Origin of the sequence: Mesorhizobium sp. M0894, from assembly GCF_040319725.1 — a bacterium.
In the GTDB taxonomy this organism is placed as follows: domain Bacteria; phylum Pseudomonadota; class Alphaproteobacteria; order Rhizobiales; family Rhizobiaceae; genus Mesorhizobium.
The window spans coordinates 36,380-61,398 of record NZ_JAMYOG010000024.1 but is presented as its reverse complement, the minus strand read 5'-3'; the positions used below and the strand labels follow the sequence as shown (position 1 = coordinate 61,398).

At 62.8% G+C, this 25,019-nt stretch carries 28 protein-coding genes; 9 read left to right on the top strand and 19 right to left on the bottom strand.

Translation table 11 applies throughout. The annotated features are described in order from the left end of the window. Positions 1-107: 107 nt before the first annotated feature. Positions 108-614, bottom strand: coding sequence for an OsmC family protein (locus NKH91_RS29185; protein ID WP_352848708.1), 507 nt, complete (start codon positions 612-614; stop codon positions 108-110). 325 nt (positions 615-939) lie between these two features. On the opposite strand from NKH91_RS29185, the gene NKH91_RS29180 reads away from it, so the two are divergent. Further along, a complete protein-coding gene (locus NKH91_RS29180; RefSeq protein ID WP_352848710.1) occupies positions 940-1,848 on the top strand; it encodes a DMT family transporter in 909 nt (302 codons plus the stop codon). 199 nt (positions 1,849-2,047) lie between these two features. Here NKH91_RS29180 and NKH91_RS29175 read toward each other — a convergent pair whose 3' ends face one another. Next, the gene (locus tag NKH91_RS29175; RefSeq protein ID WP_352848713.1) at positions 2,048-2,902 is read right to left on the bottom strand and encodes a LysR substrate-binding domain-containing protein; all 855 of its coding nucleotides are present in this window, start codon (positions 2,900-2,902) and stop codon (positions 2,048-2,050) included. A gap of 114 nt (positions 2,903-3,016) precedes the next feature. On the opposite strand from NKH91_RS29175, the gene NKH91_RS29170 reads away from it, so the two are divergent. Further along, complete coding sequence (locus NKH91_RS29170) at positions 3,017-3,424, top strand: tautomerase family protein (protein ID WP_352848715.1); 408 nt, start codon at positions 3,017-3,019, stop codon at positions 3,422-3,424. A gap of 149 nt (positions 3,425-3,573) precedes the next feature. Next, on the top strand, positions 3,574-5,796 hold the full coding sequence (locus NKH91_RS29165) for an AMP-binding protein (protein WP_352848718.1): 2,223 nt from the start codon (positions 3,574-3,576) through the stop codon (positions 5,794-5,796). Positions 5,797-5,820: 24 nt separating this feature from the next. On the opposite strand, the gene NKH91_RS29160 is transcribed toward NKH91_RS29165, so the two are convergent. The 3 genes from NKH91_RS29160 to NKH91_RS29150 form a co-directional block, all read right to left on the bottom strand. Then, a complete protein-coding gene (locus NKH91_RS29160) occupies positions 5,821-6,084 on the bottom strand; it encodes a hypothetical protein (protein ID WP_352848721.1) in 264 nt (87 codons plus the stop codon). Positions 6,085-6,258: 174 nt separating this feature from the next. Beyond that, positions 6,259-7,074 (bottom strand): CDP-alcohol phosphatidyltransferase family protein, encoded by an 816-nt coding sequence (locus tag NKH91_RS29155; RefSeq protein ID WP_023719846.1) that lies wholly within the window; start codon positions 7,072-7,074, stop codon positions 6,259-6,261. Between the two features lie 3 nt (positions 7,075-7,077). Next, on the bottom strand, positions 7,078-7,776 hold the full coding sequence (locus NKH91_RS29150) for a phosphatidylserine decarboxylase (RefSeq protein ID WP_023719847.1): 699 nt from the start codon (positions 7,774-7,776) through the stop codon (positions 7,078-7,080). A gap of 265 nt (positions 7,777-8,041) precedes the next feature. Here NKH91_RS29150 and NKH91_RS29145 point away from each other — a divergent pair, with 265 nt between their 5' ends. Further along, positions 8,042-8,908 carry an SMP-30/gluconolactonase/LRE family protein gene (locus tag NKH91_RS29145; protein WP_352814831.1) on the top strand — a complete coding sequence of 289 codons (867 nt, stop codon included), beginning with the start codon at positions 8,042-8,044 and terminating at the stop codon, positions 8,906-8,908. Positions 8,909-8,913: 5 nt separating this feature from the next. On the opposite strand, the gene NKH91_RS29140 is transcribed toward NKH91_RS29145, so the two are convergent. The 4 genes from NKH91_RS29140 to NKH91_RS29125 form a co-directional block, all read right to left on the bottom strand. Further along, positions 8,914-9,261 carry a hypothetical protein gene (locus tag NKH91_RS29140; protein WP_023719849.1) on the bottom strand — a complete coding sequence of 116 codons (348 nt, stop codon included), beginning with the start codon at positions 9,259-9,261 and terminating at the stop codon, positions 8,914-8,916. Positions 9,262-9,349: 88 nt separating this feature from the next. After that, positions 9,350-11,236 carry an ABCB family ABC transporter ATP-binding protein/permease gene (locus tag NKH91_RS29135; RefSeq protein ID WP_352814829.1) on the bottom strand — a complete coding sequence of 629 codons (1,887 nt, stop codon included), beginning with the start codon at positions 11,234-11,236 and terminating at the stop codon, positions 9,350-9,352. 21 nt (positions 11,237-11,257) lie between these two features. Further along, positions 11,258-11,632, bottom strand: coding sequence for an ArsR/SmtB family transcription factor (locus NKH91_RS29130; RefSeq protein WP_352494862.1), 375 nt, complete (start codon positions 11,630-11,632; stop codon positions 11,258-11,260). Positions 11,633-11,692: 60 nt separating this feature from the next. After that, entirely contained in the window at positions 11,693-13,171 is a 1,479-nt protein-coding gene (locus NKH91_RS29125) for a LysM peptidoglycan-binding domain-containing protein (protein WP_352848725.1), read from the bottom strand. A 114-nt stretch (positions 13,172-13,285) separates the two neighbouring features. On the opposite strand from NKH91_RS29125, the gene NKH91_RS29120 reads away from it, so the two are divergent. Next, complete coding sequence (locus tag NKH91_RS29120) at positions 13,286-13,897, top strand: LOG family protein (protein ID WP_023719853.1); 612 nt, start codon at positions 13,286-13,288, stop codon at positions 13,895-13,897. A 70-nt stretch (positions 13,898-13,967) separates the two neighbouring features. Here the strand turns inward: NKH91_RS29120 and NKH91_RS29115 are convergent, their stop codons facing one another. Further along, a complete protein-coding gene (locus NKH91_RS29115; RefSeq protein WP_352481839.1) occupies positions 13,968-14,885 on the bottom strand; it encodes a LysR family transcriptional regulator in 918 nt (305 codons plus the stop codon). A 118-nt stretch (positions 14,886-15,003) separates the two neighbouring features. Between NKH91_RS29115 and NKH91_RS29110 the strand changes: the two genes are divergently transcribed. Beyond that, positions 15,004-15,294 carry a muconolactone Delta-isomerase family protein gene (locus NKH91_RS29110; protein ID WP_023719855.1) on the top strand — a complete coding sequence of 97 codons (291 nt, stop codon included), beginning with the start codon at positions 15,004-15,006 and terminating at the stop codon, positions 15,292-15,294. A gap of 54 nt (positions 15,295-15,348) precedes the next feature. On the opposite strand, the gene rarD is transcribed toward NKH91_RS29110, so the two are convergent. From rarD to cysS, 8 genes are all read right to left on the bottom strand, one after another. Then, entirely contained in the window at positions 15,349-16,281 is a 933-nt protein-coding gene (rarD, locus tag NKH91_RS29105) for an EamA family transporter RarD (RefSeq protein WP_352848728.1), read from the bottom strand. A gap of 127 nt (positions 16,282-16,408) precedes the next feature. Further along, positions 16,409-16,948, bottom strand: a complete 540-nt coding sequence (locus tag NKH91_RS29100) for a hypothetical protein (RefSeq protein WP_051409686.1) — start codon at positions 16,946-16,948, stop codon at positions 16,409-16,411. Between the two features lie 4 nt (positions 16,949-16,952). Then, positions 16,953-18,575, bottom strand: a complete 1,623-nt coding sequence (cimA, locus tag NKH91_RS29095; RefSeq protein WP_198030508.1) for a citramalate synthase — start codon at positions 18,573-18,575, stop codon at positions 16,953-16,955. Then, on the bottom strand, positions 18,572-19,528 hold the full coding sequence (pip, locus tag NKH91_RS29090; RefSeq protein WP_023719859.1) for a prolyl aminopeptidase: 957 nt from the start codon (positions 19,526-19,528) through the stop codon (positions 18,572-18,574). The genes cimA and pip overlap by 4 nt, the downstream gene beginning before the upstream one ends. Further along, positions 19,525-20,001 carry a GFA family protein gene (locus tag NKH91_RS29085; protein WP_023719860.1) on the bottom strand — a complete coding sequence of 159 codons (477 nt, stop codon included), beginning with the start codon at positions 19,999-20,001 and terminating at the stop codon, positions 19,525-19,527. The genes pip and NKH91_RS29085 overlap by 4 nt, the downstream gene beginning before the upstream one ends. Next, a complete protein-coding gene (locus NKH91_RS29080) occupies positions 19,998-20,489 on the bottom strand; it encodes a GFA family protein (protein WP_352494860.1) in 492 nt (163 codons plus the stop codon). Before NKH91_RS29080 ends, NKH91_RS29085 begins: the two co-directional genes overlap by 4 nt. A 6-nt stretch (positions 20,490-20,495) precedes the next feature. Beyond that, complete coding sequence (locus NKH91_RS29075; RefSeq protein ID WP_352788908.1) at positions 20,496-20,882, bottom strand: VOC family protein; 387 nt, start codon at positions 20,880-20,882, stop codon at positions 20,496-20,498. Further along, a complete protein-coding gene (gene cysS / locus NKH91_RS29070; protein WP_023719862.1) occupies positions 20,879-22,348 on the bottom strand; it encodes a cysteine--tRNA ligase in 1,470 nt (489 codons plus the stop codon). The genes NKH91_RS29075 and cysS overlap by 4 nt, the downstream gene beginning before the upstream one ends. Before the next feature lie 419 nt (positions 22,349-22,767). Between cysS and NKH91_RS29065 the strand changes: the two genes are divergently transcribed. Further along, entirely contained in the window at positions 22,768-22,917 is a 150-nt protein-coding gene (locus NKH91_RS29065) for a hypothetical protein (RefSeq protein WP_023677745.1), read from the top strand. A gap of 57 nt (positions 22,918-22,974) precedes the next feature. On the opposite strand, the gene NKH91_RS29060 is transcribed toward NKH91_RS29065, so the two are convergent. Then, entirely contained in the window at positions 22,975-23,736 is a 762-nt protein-coding gene (locus tag NKH91_RS29060; protein WP_352848731.1) for an SOS response-associated peptidase, read from the bottom strand. Positions 23,737-23,859: 123 nt separating this feature from the next. On the opposite strand from NKH91_RS29060, the gene NKH91_RS29055 reads away from it, so the two are divergent. Next, positions 23,860-24,285 carry an NUDIX hydrolase gene (locus NKH91_RS29055; RefSeq protein ID WP_352481843.1) on the top strand — a complete coding sequence of 142 codons (426 nt, stop codon included), beginning with the start codon at positions 23,860-23,862 and terminating at the stop codon, positions 24,283-24,285. A gap of 48 nt (positions 24,286-24,333) precedes the next feature. After that, entirely contained in the window at positions 24,334-24,711 is a 378-nt protein-coding gene (locus tag NKH91_RS29050) for a TIGR02301 family protein (RefSeq protein ID WP_023719865.1), read from the top strand. Positions 24,712-25,019: the final 308 nt, after the last annotated feature.

Genomic DNA, 25,019 nt, shown 5'->3' with positions numbered 1-25,019 from the left:
TGACCAAGCACACGATCAACCATCCGCGAATCTCCCGTAGCGACCACGCCACAGAATCACCAATCCGATTCTGTGCAAAGGCCTCTCAAGGGGAGAGATTGGCAGCATCAGCGTCGTGCGCTTACCGTCAGCTCCGGCTTCTGGCTGATGGTCTGCAACACGACGCAGTAGCGCTCGGTCAGCTTGATCAGCGCATCGACGCGCTCCTGCGGCTCGTCTGTGTCGAGGCCGAAGGTCAGCCGGATGGCGCGGAAGCCAACCGGCGCATCCTTTGCCACACCAAGCGTGCCGCGAAAGTCGAGATCGCCTTCGGCTTCCACCGTGGCGGCCCCAAGCTTGAATTCCAGCGCCGTGGCCACCGCCTTCAGCGTGACGCCGGCGCAAGCCACCAGCGCCTCCAGCAGCATGTCGCCGGAGCAGAGTTCGAGCCCGGTGCCGCCGGTCGCCGGATGCAGCCCGGCAATGGCGATCGCCCTGCCCGTCTCGACCTTGCAGGCGATCGATTGGTCGTCGATCGAGCCTTTGGCGCGGAGAGTAATCAGCGCGCGCGAGGCGTCGTCGCGATAGGCCTCCTTCAGCGGCGCCTGCATGGCCTTCAATGCAATCGCGTCCATTTTCGTTTCTCTCCCATAGTTGCCTGGCTTCGCTGCTTAACGGCGGTGTCGCCTGCCCCAAACGCAAGTCCCCGCTGGCGTAGCGCTTGGCAGGGTTTCGCCCGTATAGCCTGACGATACGGGGAGCATCCAACGCCTTCACACCCTCTCTCGCAACACATTCGTAAGGCCGCCGGACATATGGCCGATAACGCCATCCTGGAAACCCGCGAAAGGGCTTCGCCGGCAGCCTGTTCACCGGGGCTGCCGGTCTGCTGTTTCGATGCACGACGCCTCGATCAAGCTGACACTATGGTGTCAGGACGGGGCAGCGTAGGCTGGTGAAATGACGGAATCGCTGGACATGTCAGGCACAGTGGAAAGCGCCCGCGAACGTACCCTTGGCATCATCCTGGTCTCGGCGTCGGCGGCCGTCTTCGGCCTCACCGGCGTGCTGACCAAATCGATCCATTCCGACCCGCTGACCATCACCTGCTGGCGCGGCTTCGTCGGCTCGATCCTGATCAGCCTCTATGTGCTATGGCGCCGCCAGCGCTCCGGCGGTCGCGACAGCCTGCGGCTCGGCTGGCGCGGCTGGCTGCTGGCGATCGAGGGGGCGCTCGCCAGCATCGCCTTCATCTCGGCGTTCAAGTTCACCTTTGTCGCCAATGTCGCCATCATCTATGCCACCGCCCCCTTCGTCACCGCGCTGCTGGCCCTCCTGTTGGTCCGCGAACCGTTCCGGCTGCAGACGCTTGCTGCCGCTGCCGTGTCACTATGCGGGGTGGCGATCATGGTCTGGTCGGGCTTCGGCACCGGCCATCTGTTCGGCGACGGGCTGGCGCTGCTGATGACGATCGGCAGCGCCCTCTACATGATCATGGTGCGCACCTTCCGCGATACGCCGGTGGTGTGGGCGGGTGCGGTGTCGGCATTCCTTTTGTTCGTGCTCGGCTGGTTCGTCACCGATCCGCTGGCCGTCTCGGCCAGGGACGCATTGCTTCTAGCCACCTTCGGCTCCTCGTTCGCGCTTGCCTCGATCCTGTGGACGGAGGGCGCCCGGCTCATTCCGGCGGCCGAGTCCGGACTGCTGGGTTCGGCCGAAGTGCCATTCGCGATCCTGTTCGCCTTCCTGTTCCTGGCGGAGATCCCGCCGGCGGCCAGCATGGTCGGCGGCGCAATCGTGCTTTGCGCGGTGTTCGCTCACGCCGGCCGTGACTGGCTGATTGCCAGGCAGCGCGCAGCGGATGCATGACCAAAATCCTCGCCACGCCCGAGGGCGAGTTGGAGGTCCGATCACGCGAAATCCGTGCCTGAAAATAAATTTGAAAAGTCATGGAACCATCATCGGACTCAGGCATTATGGCTGCGACGGGCCACCCCCAAGTCCCCCCAAACCCCTCGGCCCGTCCTACTCAGAAGCCGACCGCAAGGTCGGCTTTTTCTTTGCTGACTCAACTGGCCAAGCCCAGGTTGCCGCTGAACAACGCGGCCAGATCCTGCGCCGGCCGGTCGGCATCCTCACGCAAGCGGATGGCGAATTCGGCGACCGGCACCAGCGGCAGATCAAGATCGCGCGGCGCCTCGACGATGCCGGAATGAGCGAAGCGCGCCGTCCTCAACGTCAAAGCGATGCCAGCGTGTACCGCCGTACGCAGGCCGGCAAGGCTGGCACTACCGGCAGCAATGCGATAGTGGCGGCCGGCCGCATCCAGTGCACTGGTCGCTGCATCGCGAAACCCGCAATGGGGATCGAGCAGCGCCAAGGGCAATTCCTCCTGGCGGGTGGCCAAGCCGTTTTGTGAGCAAAGCCAGATCATTGGCTCCTTGAGCACGCCGACTTCGTCCCGCGTCGGCACCTGTCGCATGGCAATAGCCAGATCAAGGGTGCCGGCTTGCAAAGCCTGCGCCAGTTCGGCGGAGCGGCCGACGCGCAATTCGATCCTGACGCGCGGATGGCTGACAGCGAAGGCCCTGAGAAGCTGCGGCAAGCCGCTGTCGGCGAAATCCTGCGTCGTGCCGATGGCGACGCGCCCATCGGCATGCGCCCCTTTGAGGGCCAGCCACGCCTCGCGGTGCGCAGCAAGAATGCGCCGCGCGTGGCCGACCAGATCCTCGCCCGCCGGCGTCAGGCCACGCCCTCGCCCCTGCGGCACCAGCAGCGGTTCGCCGACTACATCCTCCAGCCGCTGCATCTGCGCGGTCACCGCCGACGGCGAGCGGCCGACGATCGACGCAGCCTGCGCCAGCGAGCCGCTATCGACGAAAGCGAGGAAAGTTTTGAGGAGGTCGGGATCGAGCGCCTGCATAGTTCGACAATATCAAAGTATTTATCAAAAACAATTCGATTTTTCTGACGCAAGGACGATGGCATGATTTTCTCGACGGCGAAGAGACGCCGCTTGAAACCGAGGAGAAGAAACATGCCGATCATCAACGTCAGCGTTACCGGCAAGCCCGATGCCGCTTTGTCCGCCGCTATTGCCAAGGAGGTGACCGAACTGACGGCCACGCATCTGCGCAAGGACGCGACGATCACAGCTGTCGCGATTTCCTATCTCGACCCCGAGCACTGGTTCGCCGGCGGCAAGTCGCTGGCCCAGCACGGCGCCAACACGGCTTGGCTCGACATCAAGGTCGTCGACGGCACCAACACCAAGCTCGAACTGGAGGCCTATCTCCAGGCAATTTTTGCCGCATTCGGCCGGCTGCTAGGCAAGATCCATGAGGAAAGCTATGCCCTCGTGCACGAAGTGTCAGCGGCCGCGTATGGCTTTGGCGGCAAGACGCAGGAATTCCGCTTCATAAGCGGGAGGATGAAGGCGGCGTAGCTGCGATTTGTGGAGAAGGCAGCCGAGCCCACTGATAGCAGGAGAGACGGAAAAATGAAGCCGCATTGACGTTGATCCAACTTCGGCTAGGTTCTCACCCGAAGCGGCCACTGAAGAGCCGCGACGTGAGATTGTTGGGAGATGCGGCGATGATCCTGACACTGGCGCTGCTTGCGGGTCTTGTCACGGCCTGGCTGCTGATCGGCGTGGTGGAGAAGTTCCGCCTCGGCCTGCGCTTGAGCCAGGCGCTGCTCTACGTGCCGTTCAAGCTCGCCTACCGCATCAACGACGAGCGCATCAAGATTGCCCGCAAGTCGGCGGCCCCGATCATCTACGTCGTCTGGCATCAGTCGCGCCTCGAGCCGGCGCTGATGCTGTCGCTGCTGCCGGAGGACACGCTGCACATCCTCGACCCGGCTTCGGCCAGATCGCCTTGGCTGGAACCATGGCGCGAGCTTGGCCGCACCATCGCCTTCAACGCCGAGCATGTCTTCGTCAGCCGCAGACTGGTGCGGGTGCTGAAGGGCAAGGGCCGGCTCGCCGTTTACCTGCCGAATGCGGTCGAGCCCGACGTCAAGTCGTTTCGGTTGTTCCGCGCCATCACCCGTATCGCCATGCAGGCCGACGCTCGCATCGTGCCGATCTTCGTTGCCGGCGCGCGCAGCCTGCCGGCGTCGCTGACGCCGGCAGACAAGGCGCCGCGCCACTGGTTCCCGCAGCTGTCGATCAGCGCGCTGCAGCCGATGACCATCGCCGAGCTGGTGGCGCGGAACCCCAATCAGGCCTCCAATACCAATGCGCTGTTCGATCGCTTCGCCGAGGCCAGGCTTTTTGGCAGTGATCTCGACCGAGGGCTGTTCCTTGCCATGCGTGACGCCGCCGACCGTGTCGGCGCTTCGCACCCAATTATCGAAGACATCATCGGCGGTGCGCTGAGCTACCGGAAAATGTTTATCGGTGCCAGGGTTTTGGGCCGCCGCTTCGAGGCAATGACAGCGCCGAGCGAAGCGGTTGGGCTGCTCCTGCCCAACGCCAATGGCCTCGTGCTGGCGTTCGTCGGTGTTTTGTCGGCTGGGCGAGTGGCAGCAATGATCAACTATACCGCCGGCCCAGCGAGCGTCACCGCCGCCATCCGCACGGCGGTGATCCGCACCGTGGTCTCCTCACGCGCCTTTGTCGAAAAGGCCAACCTCGCCGACATAGTCGAGGCGGTGGAAAAGGGCGGAGCGAAACTGCTGTGGCTGGAGGATGTTCGCGCAAGCGTGACCGTGCTGGACAAGCTCGCTGCCGCCTTGCTGTGGCGATGGCCGTTGCAGCGCCAGGATGCAGCCAAGCCGGCGGTGATCCTGTTCACCTCCGGCTCGGAAGGCACACCCAAGGCAGTTGTGCTGTCGCACCGGAACCTTCTTGCCAATGCCATGCAGGCCGAAGCCCGCATCACCATCTCGCCGGTCGACATCCTGCTCAACGTGCTGCCGGTGTTCCACTCGTTCGGCCTGACCGGTGGCACCATCTTGCCGCTGGTCACCGGCGTAAAACTGTTCCTCTACCCCTCACCGCTCCACTACAAGCTTATTCCGGAGGTGGCGCGCAAGGTCCGGCCAACGGTGATGTTCGGCACCGACACGTTCCTCGCCAACTATGCCCGCACCGCCAAGGACGGCGATTTTTCCAGCCTGCGCTTTGTCGTCGCCGGTGCCGAGGCGGTGAAGCCGGAGACGCGCCGGGTTTATCGCGAACGCTTCCAGGCCGAGATCATCGAAGGTTTTGGCTTGACCGAGGCCGCACCGGTGGTTGCCGTCAACACCGCCATCCACGGTCGCGACGGCACGGTCGGGCGGCTGCTGCCGGCCATGCGCATGAAACTCGAACCGGTCGAAGGCATTAGCGACGCCGGCCGGCTGTGGCTCGACGGGCCGAACCTGATGATGGGCTACATGACCGCCGATCGGCCGGGCGAGCTACAGCCGCTCGAAGGCTGGCACGACACCGGCGATATCGTCTCGGTCGATCGCGAGGGCTTCATCACCATTCGCGGCCGCGCCAAGCGCTTCGCCAAGATCGCCGGCGAGATGGTATCGCTTGGTGCGGTCGAGATGCTGGTGCAGTCGCTGTGGCCGGAAGAGCATCACGCCGTGGTGGCGGTGCCGGACAGACGGCGCGGCGAGCGCCTCGTCCTGGTCACCACCGCCGACAGTGCCAATCCCGACGAATTGCGCGAATTCGGCAAGAAGGCCGGGGCGGCCGAACTGATGGTACCGAACGACATCGTCAAGGTCGAGGAAATCCCGGTGCTGGGCTCGGGCAAGACCGACTATGTCTCGACAAGAAAGCTGGCGCTCGAGAGGCTGGGACTGAGCGCTGCCGCCTGAGGTTTTCCAGACCTTTCCAAAACTCTAGAGGACCACTACCGATAACAGCAGAATGACGCCGACGGCCATCATCAGCAGGCCCGGCCAATTCTGTGACAAGCCGAGAAAACGGAGCCCGCGCCGCCGCGGCTCCAGAGTCGGACCTGGTGTTGCGAGATTGGGCCTCGGGCTATCCGGCGCGGTGGAGACAGCGGCCGGCTCACTGAGCCGCCCGCGCATGATGGCTGCAACCGCCATATATACGAGGCCGGCGACAGTCAGTAATGCGCCAATGAAGATGACAGCCATTTCTCGTATTCCGATGATTCTGGGCCCGATGCGGCAGCTTGCGCGACGTTGACGATCACGAGCAGTCGCTCAAACGGACCTACCGACACAAACGGTCAGGCGCCCAGCAAGTTCCGAAAACGTGGTTTTGAAGGGCGTTCCACAGCGCCGCGTGCGAAATTGGCACCAAATCTGTCAGCCGATGTCCGAGGACGGTACCTTCTCGCCTTCGCGCTTGGCGCGTCTGGAATAGGCGCGCACGCTGAATGGCAAAAACAGCAAATAGCCGGCAACCGAAGCCGTCAGCGTATACCAGGGATAGGTCATCAAAAGCAGGACGTAGAGGACGACTGCGAGGATGATCGGCAGCACTCTGTCGCCCGGTATCCTGACGCTCTTGCCGGAATAGACGGGCAGTCGGCTGACCAGCAGGAACGCCACCAATATTGTAAAGCCGGTGGCAATGAAGGCCGCCAGGCGGCTGGGTTCAAGGCCAAGCCTGAGGAAGAACAGATAGAGCGGCAGCATCACCAGCACCGCACCCGCCGGCGCCGGCACGCCAACGAAATATTCGGTTTGCCACTGCGGACGGTCGAGCTCTTCGTCGAGCACGTTGAAGCGGGCAAGCCTCATCCCACAGGCGATGGTAAACAGCAGCGCCGCGATCCAACCCGGCGAACCTGCCCTGTCGAGCAGAAAGGCATAAAGCACTAGCGCCGGTGCCACGCCGAAATTGACGATATCGGCCAGCGAATCCATCTGGGCGCCGAATTTGGAGGTCGCCTTCAGCATTCGCGCCAGGCGGCCGTCGATACCATCGAGGAAGGCGGCGAGCAGTACCATCACCACCGCCGGCTCGAAGCGGCCTTCGAAGCCGAAGCGGATGCCGGACAGGCCGGCGCAGATGGCAAGCACGGTGACCAGATTGGGCAGCACCATGCGCATCGGGATTTCACGGATGCGCGGGCCGCCGCCGCCATGCGCCTCGAATTTCTTGAACGGCGGGGCCACCGGTCAGGAGATCCGCACGAGCGGCGTTGCGGCAACGCCGCCGAATTCCGCCAGCACCGTCTCACCGCCTACCGCCGTCTGGCCGACGGCAACGCGCGGCGTCGCCGTCGAGGGCAGGAATACGTCCACGCGCGAGCCAAAGCGGATCAGCCCGAAGCGCTCGCCGGTGCCGATGGCGCCGCCGGTCTCGGCCCAGCAGACGATCCGCCGCGCCACCAGGCCGGCGATCTGCACCGCAGCCACCGTGCCGTTGGGGCTCTCTATGACCAGCCCGTTGCGTTCGTTCTCGGTGCTTGCCTTGTCGAGTTCGGCGTTGAGGAATTTTCCTGGCCGATGCTCGATCCTGGAAATGCGGCCACGCACCGGGGCGCGGTTCACGTGGCAGGAAAAGACATTCATGAATACCGAGATGCGGGTCATTTCGCCGCCGCCGAGGCCAAGCTCGCGCGGCGGCACGGCCGGGCCGACGGCCGAGACGATGCCGTCCGCCGGGCTGACAACCAGCCGGTCGTCGATCGGCGTGACACGCTCGGGATCGCGGAAGAAATAAGCGCACCACGCGGTCAGAATGAGACCGATCCAGAACAGGGTCGAGGAGAAATAGCCAAGAAAAAGCGTCGCCGCGCCGAACGCAGCGATAAAGGGATAACCCTCGCGATGGATCGGAACGAACGCATTTTTGATCGTGTCAACGAGGCTCATGGGATGAGGGCAACCTTGGTTCCAAGTCCGGCCTCAATAGCGGAAACACCCCTTCGCCGCAACGCGACAATCAGGCGGTCGGGTGTTGGCGGTCGTGCCGCCTCAGGGGCGTCCTTGGCAGCATCCGGACTGCCGAAGTGGTCAACCGGAAATATGTTGATTGCGATTGTCGGCACGAAGCCCCCACGCCCGTCCTTGGCAAGACAGCGCCTCTCATCGGCCTTTCGGCCGTGACGATTTGCGCAAACCCGGAGGTTCTCGGCCCATGCAGAAATCAGCAGCCAGGCAAGCGCAAGTGGTGATGAACGGTCTGGCCTTTGGCGAGTCGCCTCGCTGGCACGATGGCCGGCTGTGGTTCTGCAACTGGGGCACAGGCCAGATCATCGCCATTGACGCCCTAGGCAACAGCGAGATCGCGCTCATCGTGCCGGCCACCCTGCCCTACTCCATCGACTGGCTGCCGGACGGGCGGCTGCTTGTCGTGTCCGGCCGCGAAGGGCTGATCCTCAGGCAGGAGGCTGACGGGACATTGGTCACCCATGCCGATCTGAGACATCTGTCGAAGTGTCCATGGAACGAGATCGTCGTCGACGGGCGCGGCAACATCTACGTCAATGGTGGTGGGCCGGCTCCGGCTTCCGGCCAGCATTTCGGCCCCGGCACCATCGTGCTGGTTACACCGGACGGCTCGGCTCGGCAGGTGGCTGAGAATCTCGCCTTCGCCAATGGCATGGCAGTGACGCCCGACAACAAGACGCTTGTCGTTGCCGAATCCCACGCCAACCGGCTGACCGCCTTCGACATCGCTGCCGATGGCCACCTTTCCAATCGGAGAGTCTGGGCCAATCTTGGCAACGGTTTTCCCGACGGCATCTGCCTCGATGCCGAAGGTGCCGCCTGGTACGCCGACGTTCCGAACAGGCATTGCGTGCGGGTGCGCGAGGGCGGCACAATGCTCGAAAGCGTCGACGTCGATCGCGGCTGTTTTGCCTGCATGCTCGGCGGCAGCGAGGGAAAAACGCTGTTCATCGTGGCCGCCGAATGGCGCGGCTTCGAACATATGATCAGCGATGCCCGTACCGGCCAGGTGCTCAGCATCGAGGCTACCGCGCCGGGAGCAGGCTGGCCATAGAGAGCTTACACCGCGGGAATCCGCTGGTAATTAGCGATATCGGCCCTGACGCCAAGTCGCGCAATGGTCTCCTGAGGATTGAAGCCGATGCGCTCATGCGCGGCCTTGATGATCGGCACGACCTTATCGACAGCGGCCTGCCCTTCCCATTCGACAATGGTCACGAGGTTGAACTCCCCCGGCCCCGAGAATTGCTCGAGCAGGAAATCCTGGACGAACCCTTGCTGCTGGCGCAGCAATTCATGCGTCATCCGGACCTTGGCAAGAATCTCCTCGCGAGCGTTGGCCGGAACGACAAACTTGTCCACCCGGAATACGCTGCCGCCACTAACTGCCTGATTTATCCCATTCATATCGATTGTCTCCGTTTTTGAACGACGCATCTTGCTGCGATCCAAAACGGCCTACGATCTCAACTTAAGTTGAGGTCAAGCACGAATTTCAGCTCACCTCCGAGGTGCGGCGGCGGACGACGACGCCGAACTCGTCGCTTTCGCGGGCAATGCGCAGCCGCTCCTCGGCCTCGCTTGCCTCGCGCTGCCGGTCCCACATCGATGCATAAAGGCCGCGCTTGGCCATCAAGGCGGCATGGGTGCCGCGCTCGGCGATCTGGCCGTCCTGCAGGACGATGATCTCGTCGGCCGAAATCACTGTAGACAGTCGATGGGCGATGACGAGGGTGGTGCGGCCCTGGCTGACCAGGTCCAGTGCCGCCTGGATCTCCTGCTCGGTGTGGCTGTCCAGCGCCGAGGTCGCCTCGTCGAGCATCAGGATCGGCGGTGCCTTCAAGATGGTGCGGGCAATCGCCACCCGCTGCTTCTCGCCGCCGGACAGTTTCAGCCCGCGCTCGCCCACCATTGAGCGATAGCCGTCGGGCAGCCGCTCGATGAACGGTCCGATCTGGGCCAGTTCTGCCGCCTTGCGCACATCCTCCTCGCTGGCGCCGATGCGGCCGTAGCGGATGTTGTAGGCGATGGTGTCGTTAAACAGCACCGTGTCCTGCGGCACCATGCCGATGGCGGCGCGCAAGCTCTCCTGCTTGACGTCGCGAATGTCCTGGCCGTCGATCAGAATCTTGCCGCGCTGAATGTCGTAGAAACGAAACAAAAGCCGCGAAATGGTCGACTTTCCGGCTCCGGAGGGGCCGACGATGGCCACCGTCTTGCCGGCCGGCACCTCGAAGCTGATGCCCTTCAGGATCTTGCGGTTGGGGTCGTAGGAAAAATGCACGTCACGGAACTCGACCTTGCCGGCATCGACGACCAGTGGCTTGGCGCCCGCCCGATCGACGATCTCGCGCTTGACGTCGAGCAGATCGAACATGTTTTCGATGTCGGTCAGGCCCTGGCGAATTTCGCGGTAGATCATGCCGATGAAATTCAGCGGCACCGAAAGCTGCATGAGCATGGCGTTGACGAAGACGAAATCGCCGACGCTCTGCGTGCCTGCCTTCACCTCGAGCGCCGACAGCACCATGACGACGGTCATGCCGATGCCGAAGATCACGCCTTGGCCGAAGTTCAGCCAGCCAAGCGAGGTCCAGGTCCTGGTCGCCGCCACCTCATAGCGCGCCGTGGAACGGTCGAAGCGCTCGGCCTCCATGGCTTCGTTGTTGAAATATTTGACTGTTTCGTAGTTAAGCAGCGAATCGATCGCCTTCGTGCTGGCTTCATTATCGCTGTCGTTCATCTCTCGGCGGATCGAAATACGCCAATCGCTCGCCCTGACGGTGAACCAGACATAGAGCCAGACCGTGACCGCGATCACCAGCACGTAAAGCCAGCCATAGGTGACGGCGAAGATGCCGGCGGTGAGCGCGAATTCGACAATCGTCGGCGCCGTCGCCAGCATGGTGAAGCGGACGATCGTCTCGATGCCCTTGGTGCCGCGCTCGATGACACGCGACAGGCCGCCGGTGCGCCGTTCGAGGTGGAAGCGCAGTGACAATTCATGCATGTGTACGAAGGTGCGGAAGGCGAGCCGGCGCACGGCATGCTGGCCGACCCGTGCAAACAGGGCGTCGCGCAACTGGTTGAAGCCGAGCTGCACCAGCCGCACGGCATTGTAGGCGACGACCAGCATGACCGGCGCCAGCAGGAAGGCCGGCAGCGGCGGCGGAGATTTGGCGTCGCCGGCCAGTGCGTCGGTCGCCCATTTGAAGAAATAGGGTCCGGCCACCAGGGTCAGCTTGGCGGCAACCAGCAGCACGGTTGCCCACACCACCCGCGCCCTCAGGTCGGCGCGGTCGGCCGGCCACATATAGGGCCAGAGATTGCGCAACGTTCTGAAGGTCGAGCCGGAATCGGCGGAAACGGTTTTCTCGGCCATTCTTGTTTACCTTTTTATATCTTAGCGGCCGGAGCAGCAGGAATCGACCAGCGCGGCCAGCGACGCGGAAACATCGGCGAGCGCAGCACGGTCGAGCTCATAGCGCGAGCGCTGGCGGTCAGGCTCGAAGCGGATAAGCCCGGCTTCGACCAGAATCTTCAAATGCTGGGAAACGGTGGACTGCGCCAGGTCGAGATGCTCGACGACCTCGCGACAGCAGCAGGAACGGCTTGCGGAAAGGTGTTTGAGAATTTCGATCCGCGCCGGATGCGAAAGGGCCGCGAGCCGGACAGCGACGGAGCGGCTATCCGGCGTACAGTTGGCCGGCGTGCAGTTGGCCGGCGCGTGTTCATCTGCCGCGCGGCGTCGGTCCGTTACGAGAGAGGATTCAGTCATCGTCCATCGGCGATAAACGATGACTGGCCCTGCCGCAAGCTATCCTGATGGGCAGAACGGCTACTCAGTCTTGACTGGCGCCGTCGTCATCTGGTCGCCCATTGCCTTGAGATCGGCGGGCTCGCCTTCTTTCGATTTCTCCGGCACCTTGAACACCTGCCCCGGCCAGATGCGGTTCGGATTGCTGATCTGGTCCTGGTTGGCGAGATAGATGGTCGAGTAGCGCATGCCCTGGCCATAGACCCGCCGCGAAATCCGCCACAGCGTGTCGTGGCGGCGGATGATGACTGCGCCATCGGCATGTTCGAGCTTGGGGCCCACGGTCTCGGGAGCTTCGCCCGGAGGCGTCGCGACGGCCATTTCGGCCGGGGCCTCGGTGGCAGGAATGGGGGCCGCAGGGGGCGTCGGCGCGGCTTCGGTCGCTGGAACATTCGGCTCGGCTGGTTTTATCTCCGCAGGCTTTGGCGCGGCCGGCGCGACGGCAGCAACCGCCTCGCCCGGCTCGCGTTCGAACGGCACGGCGGCACGAGCCACCACCGTCACGCCGTCGGCGTCGAGTGCGTCGACATGGATGGTGTAGGTGCCGACCGGGATGTCGCGTGTCGCTTCGACCAGGAAGTGGCGGTCGGGCGAGGTCTTCGCGTCGCCGAGCAGGATATCGTTGGCATAGGCGCGTACCTTGCGGCCGGGATCGGCGAGGCCGGCAACGAAAATCTTGTTGCCGTCGATTTCGACGGCTTCGACGACAATCTTGGGCTCTGCCGCGGGAGCAACAGGCGCTGCCGGTGTGGCGGGCGCTGCCGGAGCCGGCGCGGCTTCAACAGCGGCCGGCGCGGCAGGCGCTGCTGGAACATCAGCCGCCGGAGCGATCGGCGCCGGCGCTGCGGCAGGCGGCAATTCGGTGCCGGTGGCGGGTCGCTGAACGGCCGCCTGTTCGCCGGTTGGCGGCGAGGCGTCAGATTTTGCCTCAGGGGCAGGAACAGTGAGCAGTTCGGACGGCTTGCCCGGCTCCTCGACCATTGCCAGCACTTGACCGGTGGAATTCTGGGGAATCGAAACGACGGCGGTCTGCGCCGAGGCGGTCACGACATTGTCGGCCGTAGAGCGAAGCGTGATCGTATAGTCGCCGGGCTTCAGCGGATCGTCGAGAATAATGGCAAAGGCGCCGTCGGGACCGGCGATCGTCGAGCCGAGCACAGTCGAACCGTTGAGAATCTCGACCTTGGCGTTGGGCGCTGCATTGCCGGCGACGACGATCGAGCCGTTGCTTTCGACGCGCACGATGTCGAAGGTCGGCACGATCGCACCTGCAGCGGCCGGCGCGGCGGGCGTCGCCGCATCGGTGGACGCGGCGGGCGCAGACGGCAGCCGCCCCTCGGTTGCCGGAGCGACCGGTTTCGAAGCCGGCGGCGCCGCGACCTCCGCAGGCGGGGTGGAATTGAGATACGGGTCGAGTGCGCCCGATACATAGGCGGTTCCCGCCGCAGCGACGGAGCCGCCAGCCGCGAACAAAAACGCCTTCAATGGATTAATTGCCATGTTTCCCTGCCCCTTAGCCACCTAATTTCGGTCTAGCCTGTTTTGCCAAAGCCGACAAGAAAAAGCCCGCTCCGGGGCTTGACCATGCCAATAGTCCCTATCACCAATCATAACATGAACACGATTCGATCTGTCTGCGTCTATTGCGGCTCGTCCCCGGGCCGAGATGAAACCTATATCAAGGCCGGACACCTGCTTGGCCGCTCGATCGCCAAGTCCGGCCTGCGTCTGATTTATGGCGGCGGCACTAAAGGTATCATGGGTGCCGTCGCTGAAGGGGCATTAAAGGCCGGCGGCAAGGTAACGGGCATAATTCCACGTTTTCTGATCAACCGGGAGGCGACCGAAACCGCGCTTGACCGGCTCGACGAGCTCGTCATCACCGACAACATGCACGAGCGCAAACACAGGATGTTCGAGAAATCCGACGCCTTTGTGGCGTTGCCCGGCGGCATCGGCACCGTCGAGGAGATCGTCGAGATCATGACTTGGGCGCAGCTCGGACATCATCGTAAGCCGATCGTCTTCGGCAACGTCGGAGGGTTCTGGGATCCGATGCTGGCGCTGCTCGACCACATGGCAACGGAAGGCTTCATCCACACCGCGCAGCGGGTCAAGCCGCTGGTGGTCGAGGACCCGGAAGCGATCGTAGCCGCCATCATGGTGGCGGGATCCTCCGTCGATGCACCGACGGAGGGCGTGCAGTCGGTGATTGATAAAATGTAGAGGGAGTAGGGAGTAGGGAGTAGGGATAGACACGCGCGCCGGTTCGGAAGGTGTTGTACTTTACTATTCACTATTCACTATTCACTATTAACTCCTTCATTAACTCCTTCCCTACTGCCTTCCTTAAGTCCGCGATGACCGCCCGCTTGTCCTGACGTCGCCAGGCGAGATGGATCGAGACGGTGCGTTCGAACCACGGCAGATCGCGAAACACGATCTGAGGCGGCGCGGCACTCCGCAGGCTGGCCTGCACCGTCGCCAGCCCAAGCCCGGCGCTGACCAAGCCCAACGACGTCAACGGATCGGTCGTCTCATAGGCTATGTCGGGCAGGAAACCGGCCTTCGCACAGGCGGCGAGAAATTGGCTGCGGTTGGTGTCGTCAGGCTGGCGCACCACCGTGATCCAGGTGCGTCCGTCCAGTTGCTGCGGCAGTATCTCCGCGATTTCGGCCAATGGATCGCTTTCCGGCATCGCCAGAACCAGAGGCTCGCGCATGATGAGCAAGGCGGCGATGTCGGGATCGTCGGCAGAAGGAGGCGTGTAGACGAGGCCCAGATCGAGCGATCGTTCGCGCAGCGCTTCGATCTGCGCGGCGGAACGCTGGCCCTTCAGTTGAAGATGAAATTCGGGCCGGTCGCGGCGAAACTGGCGCAGCATCCGAGCGACAAGCCCGGCATGGACCGCACCTTCGACATAGCCGATGGCGAGACGGCCGACCGTACCGCTGGCGAGATTGCGGCCGAGCTCCTCCAGCCGTCTTGCATGGGCCAGCAGCGCACGCGCCTCGGTAAGAAAGGCGCGGCCTTCGGGATTGAGATGAACACGCTGCCTCGCCCTCTCGAATAATGTGATGCCCAGTTGCTGCTCCAGCTGCATGATCTGGCGGCTGAGCGGCGACTGCGAGATGTGGAGCAATTCGGCGGCACGCCCGACATTGCCGGTTTCGGCCACCGTGATGAAATAGCGGAGCTGGCGCAGGTCGAACATTGTTGCTCCGATGCTCAAGTCCCGTGAGGTCTCAACTTTAGCCTAATCAGTCTTGGACTGTCTGGCCAGCCGAAGCGAATATTTTCGCCATTCCAACGGCCAACATCAGGAGATTCCGATGCAGTTCTTTGCCCTTCTTGTGCGCAACACCGAAAAGTTCACCGACGCCGATTTCGCGCCTCTGCTGCCCGGCGAGGCCGAGCAGCGCCGCACGCTCTATGCCGAAGGCGCCGTGCGTCAGGTGTGGAATCGAGGCGACATTCCCGGCAGCGGCATGATGTTCGAGGCCGGCAGCGATGCCGACGTGCGCAGCCATCTCGCAACCTTGCCGCTGGTCAAGGCTGGCATGATGGACATTGCCGCCGTCGTGCCGCTGCAGCCCTATCCAGGCTTCGGGCCGAAGCGCTGAGCGACCGTGAAAGAGGCGGCTGCCGGCATTAGGCCCGCCAGCCGCCTTTCTTCGTTACGCGGATCGAGCGGATGCGGCGACGGTCTTGCGCGCCGAAGAAAACATCGACCAGGAGTACATCGCCAGCGCCGCCCAGATCAGGCCGAAGGCGATGGCCTGAACGCTGCCGAAGGGTTCGCCGAAAATCAGCACCGCGATCAAAAAGACGATTGTCGGCGCGATATATTGCATGATGCCGATGGTGGAGAGGCGCAGCAGCCTGGCGCCGAACGCAAACAACAGCAGCGGCACGGCGGTGACCGGTCCGCAGCCGACCAGCAAGGCGGTGTCGTTCAAGGAGCTGGAGACGAAATGATCCTGTCCTGTGGCGATCAGGAAGACGATGTAGCCGAGCGCCGGCACCGACAGTAGCAGCACTTCGAGCAGGAAGCCCTGGCTTGGACCAATTGGCAGCGTCTTGCGGAAGAAGCCATAGGCGGCAAAGGAAAAGGCCAGCACCAGCGACACCCAAGGCAGCTTGCCAGCGTCGATGGTTAGCACCGCGACGGCGATTGCCGCGAGCACCACCGCCGCGATCTGCAGGCGGTCGAGCCGTTCGCCGAGCAGCAGCGCGCCGACAACGACGCTGACCAGCGGGTTGATGTAATAGCCAAGCGCGGTCTCGATCGTGCGGTCGACCGCGATCGCCCAGACATAGATGCCCCAGTTGACCGAGATCAGCGCCGCCGTCAGCAGCGCCATCGAAATGATGCGCGGCCAACGAACGGCCGCTTTGAAATCGGCAGTGCGGCCCGCCCAGACCAGGACGGCGGCCGCGATCGGCACCGACCAGACGATGCGGTGGGCGATGACTTCGGCCAGCGGCAGATGCGCGACAGCCTTCATGTAGAAGGGCAGCAGCCCCCAAAGCAGGTAGGCGCCGAGCGCCAGCAAGAAGCCGCGACGAGCTTTGGTATCGGCCTCGATTTGAAGTACTTGGGTAGCCATGGCCCAAGGCTATGCGCCAGCGGCCCCGGCAAGACCATCGCAAAGTTCTGATGGATCAATGGAGTCTCGCTGATGGTTCAAGAACCCGGAGTTTTCACCAGTTCATTGAAATGCGCGAAGCCCGCAGTCATTTGGTCTCGCCGGGCGCAGGCACCAATTCCATGAATTCCGCTCCAACGGTGTCGTGACGAAAGCCCGTCACGCATTCTGCCACCTCGATCGGAATATCGGCGATAAAGTCTATGGCGGCAGCACCTGCGTCCTCGCGATCCTGATCTGCGAAGCGCTCGCGGCGGATCTCCTCGAAACAGGATGGAAGGTTTCCTGTCGCTTCCAGGTTGCGCGCACCGTCTGCGCTGGTGTGTCGTATGCTCCAGACTTCGTGCCCGTCGCGCCACTGTTCCGCCCATTGCAGCATGACCGTATCGATATTGTGAACGACGACAATGTCCCTGCCCGTCGAAAGGTTAGCCAGGCGCTTCTCGTCCACCAGGTCCATGTTCACGTCGTTAAAAATGACGACAGACCAATTTTGACCAACCGTCACGCCATTGTAGTCAAAATCAAAAACCTCGTCCGATTGTCCGCTCTGAGCCAGACCGAAAGCCAGCGCTGCCTTCGCGAGTGGCAGACCATTGAATGCGACCCAGCTTATCGTGAAGCCCATTTCCTCACTCCGCCGCGATCAGCCCGGCCATGTCGCGGTTCTTCATCAGCTTGTAGACGATCGAATCCATCAGCGCCTGGAACGAAGCATCGATGATGTTTTCGGAGACGCCGACCGTCCACCAGCGCGCACCGGTGCCGTCATGCGATTCGATCAGCACGCGGGTAATCGCCTCGGTGCCACCATTGAGGATACGCACCTTGAAGTCGGCCAGCTCGAGATCGGCGATCTCGCTCTGGAATTTGCCGAGATCCTTGCGCAGCGCAATGTCGAGCGCGTTGACCGGGCCATGGCCTTCGGCGACCGACATCTTCTCCTCGCCCTCGACCAGCACTTTCACAATCGCCTCCGAGACCGTCTTCAGCTGGCCGTTGGCGTCGAAGCGGCGCTCGACCATGCAGCGGAATGAAGTGACGCGGAAGAATTCCGGCACGCCATGCAGCATCTTGCGCGCCAGAAGCTCGAAGCTGGCGTCGGCGCCTTCGTAAGCGTAGCCCTCCGCCTCACGCTCCTTGACCACGGCGATCAGCGCGTCGAGGCGATGGTCGTCCCGGGGCATGTCGATGCCGCGCCGTTTCAGCTCGGCCATGAAATTCGCCTTGCCGCCTTGGTCCGAAACCATGACGCGGCGGCGGTTGCCGACAGTCTCTGGCGGCACATGCTCGTAGGTCGCCGGCTCCTTGGCCAGCGCCGAGGCATGGATGCCGGCCTTGGTAGCGAATGCGGAGGCGCCGACATAGGGGGCCTGCGCTTCCGGCGCACGGTTCAGCAACTCGTCGAAGGCGCGGGACAAGCGCGATATACCGGTCAACGCCTCCGCTGAAATGCCTGTTGCAAAGCGGCCGGCAAAGGCAGGCTTCAACGACAATGTCGGCACGATCGAGATCAGATTGGCGTTGCCGCAGCGCTCGCCTATGCCATTCAGCGTGCCCTGGATATGGCGCACGCCGGCCTCCACGGCGGCAAGCGAATTCGCCACCGCCTGGCCGGTGTCGTCATGGGCGTGGATGCCGAGATGGTCGCCCGGTATGCCGGCCGCGATCACCTTTTCGACGATGGCGCGCACCTCGGAGGGCTGCGTGCCGCCATTGGTGTCGCATAGAACCACCCAGCGCGCGCCGGCATCGTAGGCCGTCCTGGCGCAGGCCAGCGCATAATCGGGGTTGGCCTTGAAGCCATCGAAGAAATGCTCGCAGTCGACCATCGCCTCCTTGCCGGCACTGAGCGCCGCCTCGACCGAGGCCTTGATCGCCTCGAGGTTCTCCTCATTGGTGCAGCCGAGCGCGACGCGGACATGGTAGTCCCAGCTCTTGGCGACGAAGCAGATGGCATCCGACTTCGACTGGACCAGCGCGGTGAGGCCGGGGTCGTTCGAGGCCGACACTCCTGCCCGCTTGGTCATGCCGAAGGCGACGAACTTGGCATCGGCCGTGCGACGCTCGGCGAAAAAGGCGGTGTCGGTTGGATTGGCGCCAGGGTAACCGCCCTCGACGTAGTCGATGCCGAACTCGTCGAGCAGCTTGGCGATGGCGATCTTGTCCTCGACGGAAAAGTCGATACCCGGCGTCTGCTGACCATCGCGCAGCGTCGTGTCGAACAGATAAAGGCGCTCGCGAGCCATCGTCATTTCCCGGCAAACACGTCCGTTGCGCGGATCAGCCTGTCGAGGATGCCCGGCTCCGAATAGGCGTGGCCGGCACCTTCGATCAGATGGAAATCCGCTTTCGGCCACGCCTTGTGCAGCGCCCAGGCATAGCGCGCCGGGCACGGCATGTCGTAGCGGCCGTGAACGATGCTACCCGGTATATCCTTAAGCTTCCATGCATCACGCAGCAGCTGTCCCTCTTCCAGCCAGCCGGCATGGACGAAATAGTGGTTCTCGATGCGGGCGAAGGCCAGGGCATAATCATCCTGGCCGAAGGGACCGCTGGTTTCCGGTTCCGGCAGCAAAGTGATCGTCTCGCCCTCCCACAGGCTCCAGGCGCGAGCGGCCTCGACCTGCGCCACAGGATCGCTACCGACCAGCCGTTTGCGGTAGGCGGCCATCATGTCGCCGCGCTCAGCCTCCGGAATGGGCGCCAAAAACCGCTCCCATTTGTCGGGGAACATCTCCGAGACGCCGAACTGGTAGTACCATTCGAGTTCGGCGCGGGTCAGCGTGTAGATGCCGCGCACGACCAGTTCGCTGACCCGCTCGGGGTGTGTCTCGGCATAGGCCAGCGCCAGCGTCGAACCCCACGAGCCGCCGAACACCAGCCATTTGTCGAAGCCGCACATGTCGCGCAGCCGCTCTATGTCGGCGACCAGATGCCAGGTGGTGTTGGCTTCGAGCGAGGCATTGGGCGTCGATTTTCCACAGCCACGCTGGTCGAACAGGATGACATCGTACAGCGTCGGATCGAACAGCCGCCGGTGCTTTGGCGAAATGGTGCCGCCCGGTCCGCCATGCAGGAATACCGCCGGCTTGGCACCGCGGGTGCCGGAGCGCTCCCAATAGACCTGATGGCCATCGCCAACGTCTAGCATGCCGGACTCGAAAGCCTCGATCTCGGGATAGAGGGTGCGGAATTCGCTGCTCATAGTTTCAGGCCCTGGTGCGGCCAGTTGGCCGTCTCGTGATCGGGATGCTGGAAGGAGATGATTGACTCCTGTCGCGCGTAGAAATCCGGATCGTCGTGGATTGGCGCGTCGAAGATCGTCTCCACCCAAGGCAGCCTGGCGGCGTAGTTGACCTGGATCTGCGGCGCCAGATCGGAACGGTCGTCGAAGGCGCCGATGGCGATCTCGAGCGCGCCGGGCTGGCGGTAGGTCAGCGGCGTGCCGCAGCGGGCGCAGAAGCCGCGATCGATGTTGACCGACGACTGAAAGTAACTCGGCTCCTCGCGCAGCCATTCGACGCCGTCGCTCGGCACTGTCACAAGCGCGCCGAAAAACGAGCCGAACTGTTTCTGGCACATGCGGCAATGACAGATCGAGGGGCGGCCGAGCGCGCCGTGGATGCGGAAGCGCACGGCGCCGCACTGGCAGCCGCCGGTACGAACGGTTTCGGTCATGATCTTTCCTCCGGCGGCCATTGTTCGGTGTCATGGTCGGGATGTTGGTAGGAGACGAGGTCGGCGAGATAGGAGGCAGACGAGACGTCGGCCATCGTTTCCTCACCGGGCAATTCGTGGACATGATCCACATAGGGGAGCTTGGCTTCGACACCCCATTGGATCGTCGGCGCGATCTCCTCGGGGTGGTCGAATGCGGCGATGGCGAGCGCCACGCCGTCGGTCGCTTCGAAGGTCAGCGGCGTGCCGCATTCGGCGCAGAAACCGCGCAACGCCGCATTGGACGAGCGGAAGCGTTTGGGCTCGCTGCGCGTCCAGTCGAGTCCTGCGCCGCGCACCGAGACCAGCGGCAGGTAAAAATTGCCGCTCGCCTTCTGGCACATGCGGCAATGGCAGACGGAGGCATCGCCGAGCGCGCCTTCGACGCGGAAGCGCACTGCGCCGCACTGGCAGCCGCCCGTATACACCGGTCTGTTGTCAAGGCTCATCGCATTTTACTCCGGAGCATGGCAGACCGCCTCGACATTGTTGCCGTCGGGATCGAAGACGAAGGCGCCATAATAGTTCGGATGATAGTGCGGGCGCAGGCCCGGCCCGCCATTGTCCTTGCCGCCGGCGGCGATTGCCGCCGCGTGAAAGGCATCGACCTCGGCACGGCTGCGCGCCGTGAAAGCGGCGTGTTGATGATCCTTCGGCTTGTCCTTGCCGGCATGCAGCCAAAACACTGGCCGGTCGCGGCCGTAGCCGCCGACCTTGGCGCCGCCGGTATATTCCTGCGGCACCATGTAGAGCAGCGAGGCACCAAGCGGCGCCATCGCCCTGTCGTAAAAAGCTTTCGACACGTCGAAATCCAAAACGGTGATGCCGAGATGATCGATCATCTTTTTACCTCCCAGGTGGTGATGCGTTCGCCGGTGACAGGGTCCTTGCCGTCCTTCAACTGGATGCCTTGCGCCAGCAACTCGTCGCGGATGCGGTCGGCCTCGGCCCAGTTCTTGGCGGCGATCAGCGCGAGGCGTTTGGCGATCGCTTTGGCAATGGCGTCTTCATCCACCTTGGCTGTTGCGACGTCGAAGCCGAGGAACAGCAGCGATGCCTTCAGCAAAGTGGCAGCATCGTTGTCTTCGGCGGCTGCGTTGCTGCTACCAGCGTCGAAATCAACAGCATCGCCAGCCAACTGGGTCAGCAACTGGAATGCGGGATAGGTGGCGAGGTCATCCGACAGCACTTCGATCACATCCGCCGGCACCGATTTTGCCGTTGGCGGCGCCAGATCGGCCGCTCGCTTCCATTTGCGCAGCGTATTCTCCGCCTCTTCCAGCTTGCGTACGGAAAAGTCGATCGGCTCGCGATAATGCGTCATCAGCATCGCCAGCCTGAGCACCTCGCCCGGCCATTTGCGGCCGCCAAAAGTCTCCGTCTCCAGCAGTTCGGTGATCGAATAGAAATTGCCCAGGCTCTTGGACATCTTCTGGCCCTCGACCTGCAGGAAACCGTTGTGCATCCACACCTTGGCCATCGTTTCGGTGCCGTGGGCGCAACGTGACTGGGCGATCTCGTTCTCGTGGTGTGGAAAGATCAGGTCGAGACCACCGCCATGGATGTCGAACACCTCGCCGAGATAGGCGGCCGACATCGCCGAGCACTCGATGTGCCAGCCCGGCCGACCCCTGCCCCACGGACTCTCCCAGCCCGGTTCCTCGGGCGAAGACAATTTCCACAGCACGAAATCCTGCGGGTTCTTCTTGTGCGCATCGACGGCGACGCGGGCGCCTGCCTGCTGCTCGTCGAGATTGCGCTTCGACAACTGTCCGTAGTCCGGCATGGAAGCGGTGTCGAACAGGACTTCTCCAGCTGCGACATAGGCATGGCCGCGTTCGATCAAGCGTTGAATCAAGAGGATCATGTCGACCTTGCCGTCGGGCCTAGGCTCGACGAACTCGGTGGCGCGCGGCTCGACCGTCGGTTCCAGGCAACCGAGCGCCGCCACGTCCTTGTGGAACTGATCGGCGGTCTTTTCGGTGACCCGTCTGATCGCTTCGTTCAGCGACAGCTTGCCCAAGGCAATCTCGCCGCCGAAATCGCGCAGCGCGCGAGCGTTGATCTTGTCGTCGACGTCGGTGATGTTGCGGACGTAAGTGACATGCGCTTGCCCGTAGAGATGGCGCAGCAAACGGAACAGCACGTCGAAGACGATCACCGGCCGCGCATTGCCGATATGGGCGAAGTCGTAGACCGTCGGGCCGCAGACATACATGCGCACGTTGCGCGGATCGATCGGGAAGAAATCCTCCTTGCTCCGCGTTAGCGTGTTGTAGAGGCGCAGGCTCTTCGATGCGTCAGACATACGTGCGTTCCGGTGCGTTACTTTGTTTGAGCAAGATCTTTTGGGATCGTGCTCTGGATGGAGTCGGTCACGCCGAGGCGCAAAATCGAGCTCCAGCCTGCTGGCCGGGGCGTTTGTCCAATCTGGGAGGAGATGAGGCGAAAACGTCCAGGACCAGCGCGAGGCTAGTCGATAATGCAAATGCCACAAATGGCGAAAGACGTTTTCATGGCCGGCTTTATCGCCTTGCCCGGTGTTGCCGTCAAGTCGCTACCTTCGCCAAAAATATCGTTGGCTCACAGGAAATGAGCCACTGAAACATTTTATTAAACAGATCGGCACTGTCATGAAACATTCGCCGGCTAGATCAGCAAGCGTCACGATTTGGTCGGATTCGGCCAGCAAACGCAGACACGAAGACGTTACCAGGGACGAGAATAATGCCTAAGCAAGAATCCAACCGCGCCAAGCAACCGGCGCTCGCCAGCCATTACCGGGCGATCGGCCCGGCAGCAATCGTCGCAGCTCTTCTGCACACCGCGAAGAAGAAGAAGCCGGCACAGAAGATCGTGTCGCCACGCGCTGCCTGAGAATGCCGTCGGGTGAAGATTGAGGCGCTCACGGTGTCCTGGAAATAGTAGCTTTCGCTAAAATAATGTCATTTGACTGTCGTTCGCGCCGGACTTCTGGCGCTTGACCTTCTCGGGCTCAGGCTCGACGACGCCCTTCTCCTGAATCTCCGGCCCGGTATTGGCGACCTTGTTGACGAGGTCGGAAACCGGGATCGCTTCGAAGAAATCGGGCCGGGTGGGTCTCAGCAGATCGGCCACATCACGCGGCTCGAGCGTGCGGCAATCCAGCCAGCGCGCGAAATCCTCGGGATGGATCACCACCGGCATGCGGTCGTGGATATGGGCAGTATCGGCATTGGCGTGGGCGGTCAGAATGGCGCCGGTGTCCATTTCCGAGCCACCCGGCTCGGCATACGTCTCAATCAGCCCGGCGAAGGCGACAAGCCCTCCATGCTTTGGCCGCACCCAATAGGGCTGCCCTCTTCTGCCAGCGGTTTGGTGCCATTCGTAGAATCCCGAAGCCGGTACCAGGGCGCGGCGATGGCGCATGGCAGCGCGAAACGACGGCTTTTCCGAAGCCCCCTCAGAACGCGCGTTGAACAGCAGCGGGAAGTTACGCGTATCCTTGACCCAGGCCGGGATCAGGCCCCAGCGCACCAGCATCGAGCGGCGGTCGGGCAGGTTCGAGCCCGGCGCCTGCGGCAATCCGGCGAGCGCCATCAGCACCGGCTGCGTCGGCGCGATATTGTAGCGGGGCGGAAACTCCTCCAACTCCGCCAGACCGAGAAGGGCGGCGGTCTGGTCCGGAGTGGCGGTCAAGGCAAAGCGTCCGCACATGAATTCAGCTCTCGAATGGGTGACATGTGAAAGTGACCATGGAACCTGCCTTTCGCAACCGCTAAAGCTGTTCGCCGACGGCCGGTCCACAACGGGCTATGCCAATCGAGCGATCGGGAACCCATGGAAGCACGTAAGATCATTCCGGCAGTCTCGGTCTGCGTCGTGCGCGAGAACACGGTGCTGCTGGTCAAGCGGGCCAGACCGCCCTCGCAGGGCCTTTATGCCTTTCCCGGTGGCAAGGTCGAAGCCGGCGAGACGCTGGAACAGGCAGCAAGGCGCGAATTGCTGGAAGAGACCGGATTGCAGGCGCGCAACTACCGGCCGCTGCGGGAAATCCACATCGACGGCAGCGGCGACGGGCATCCGGTCGACTACCGGCTGACGGTGTTTGGGGCCAACTATGCCGGCGGCGAGGCGGTGGCCAGTGACGACGCCGAAACCGCCGCCTTCTATACACTGGCCGAAATGACAGCGATGCAGCTTGCCGATGCAGTGTTTGATATCGCCGACGACCTGCTGGCCACCAGCAAGGGCGGCGCGAACTGAGCTTGAGAATCGCCTTGCAGGCAACAAATTGTTTCAGCACAAGGGCTCATGAACCGCACATCACCGTTTCTCGCCGCCTGCCTCGCCGTTAGTGTGGTTGTCGGCTTGCGTCCTGCCATTGCCGCCGAGGCGCCGTTCGAGCCCGGGCTGTTGCGGCTGGCGGAAGTGCTCGGCTCGTTGCATTTCCTGCGCAATCTATGCGGCGAGAAGGGCGACCGGTGGCGGGCCGAGATGGAAAAACTGATCGCATCAGAAAATCCGAACCCTGAGCGGCGCGCCCGCTTCATCGCCAGCTTCAACCGCGGCTACCGATCCTTCGGCGGCAGTTATACGCAATGCACCGCCTCGGCGACGGAAGCCATCAGCCGCTACATGAAGGAAGGCGAGACGCTGTCTCGCGACATCGCCTCGCGCTACGGGAACTGACGGCGGCAGCTGCCGTTCCGGCAAAGCGGAATCAAGCGTCGGCGCTGTTGGCGGCGGACGCGTTCGACACTTCTCCGCTTGCCTCGGGTGAGGTCTTGGTGCAAACCTGATGTTGCACTTTTGCAACTATGTTAACGAAACGTTAGCGCGCAGATGTGAAATTAACTCAAACTGAAGGTTTCCGTCCCCTTGGCCGGCCTAATCGGCTAAGTTTGAAACGGATCGGACGCAGGTTTGCTTAATGCGACGGGTTTTGTAGAAAACGACCAAAAAAATGTCGCATTTACAAGTACTTACTTCGCCTGCGT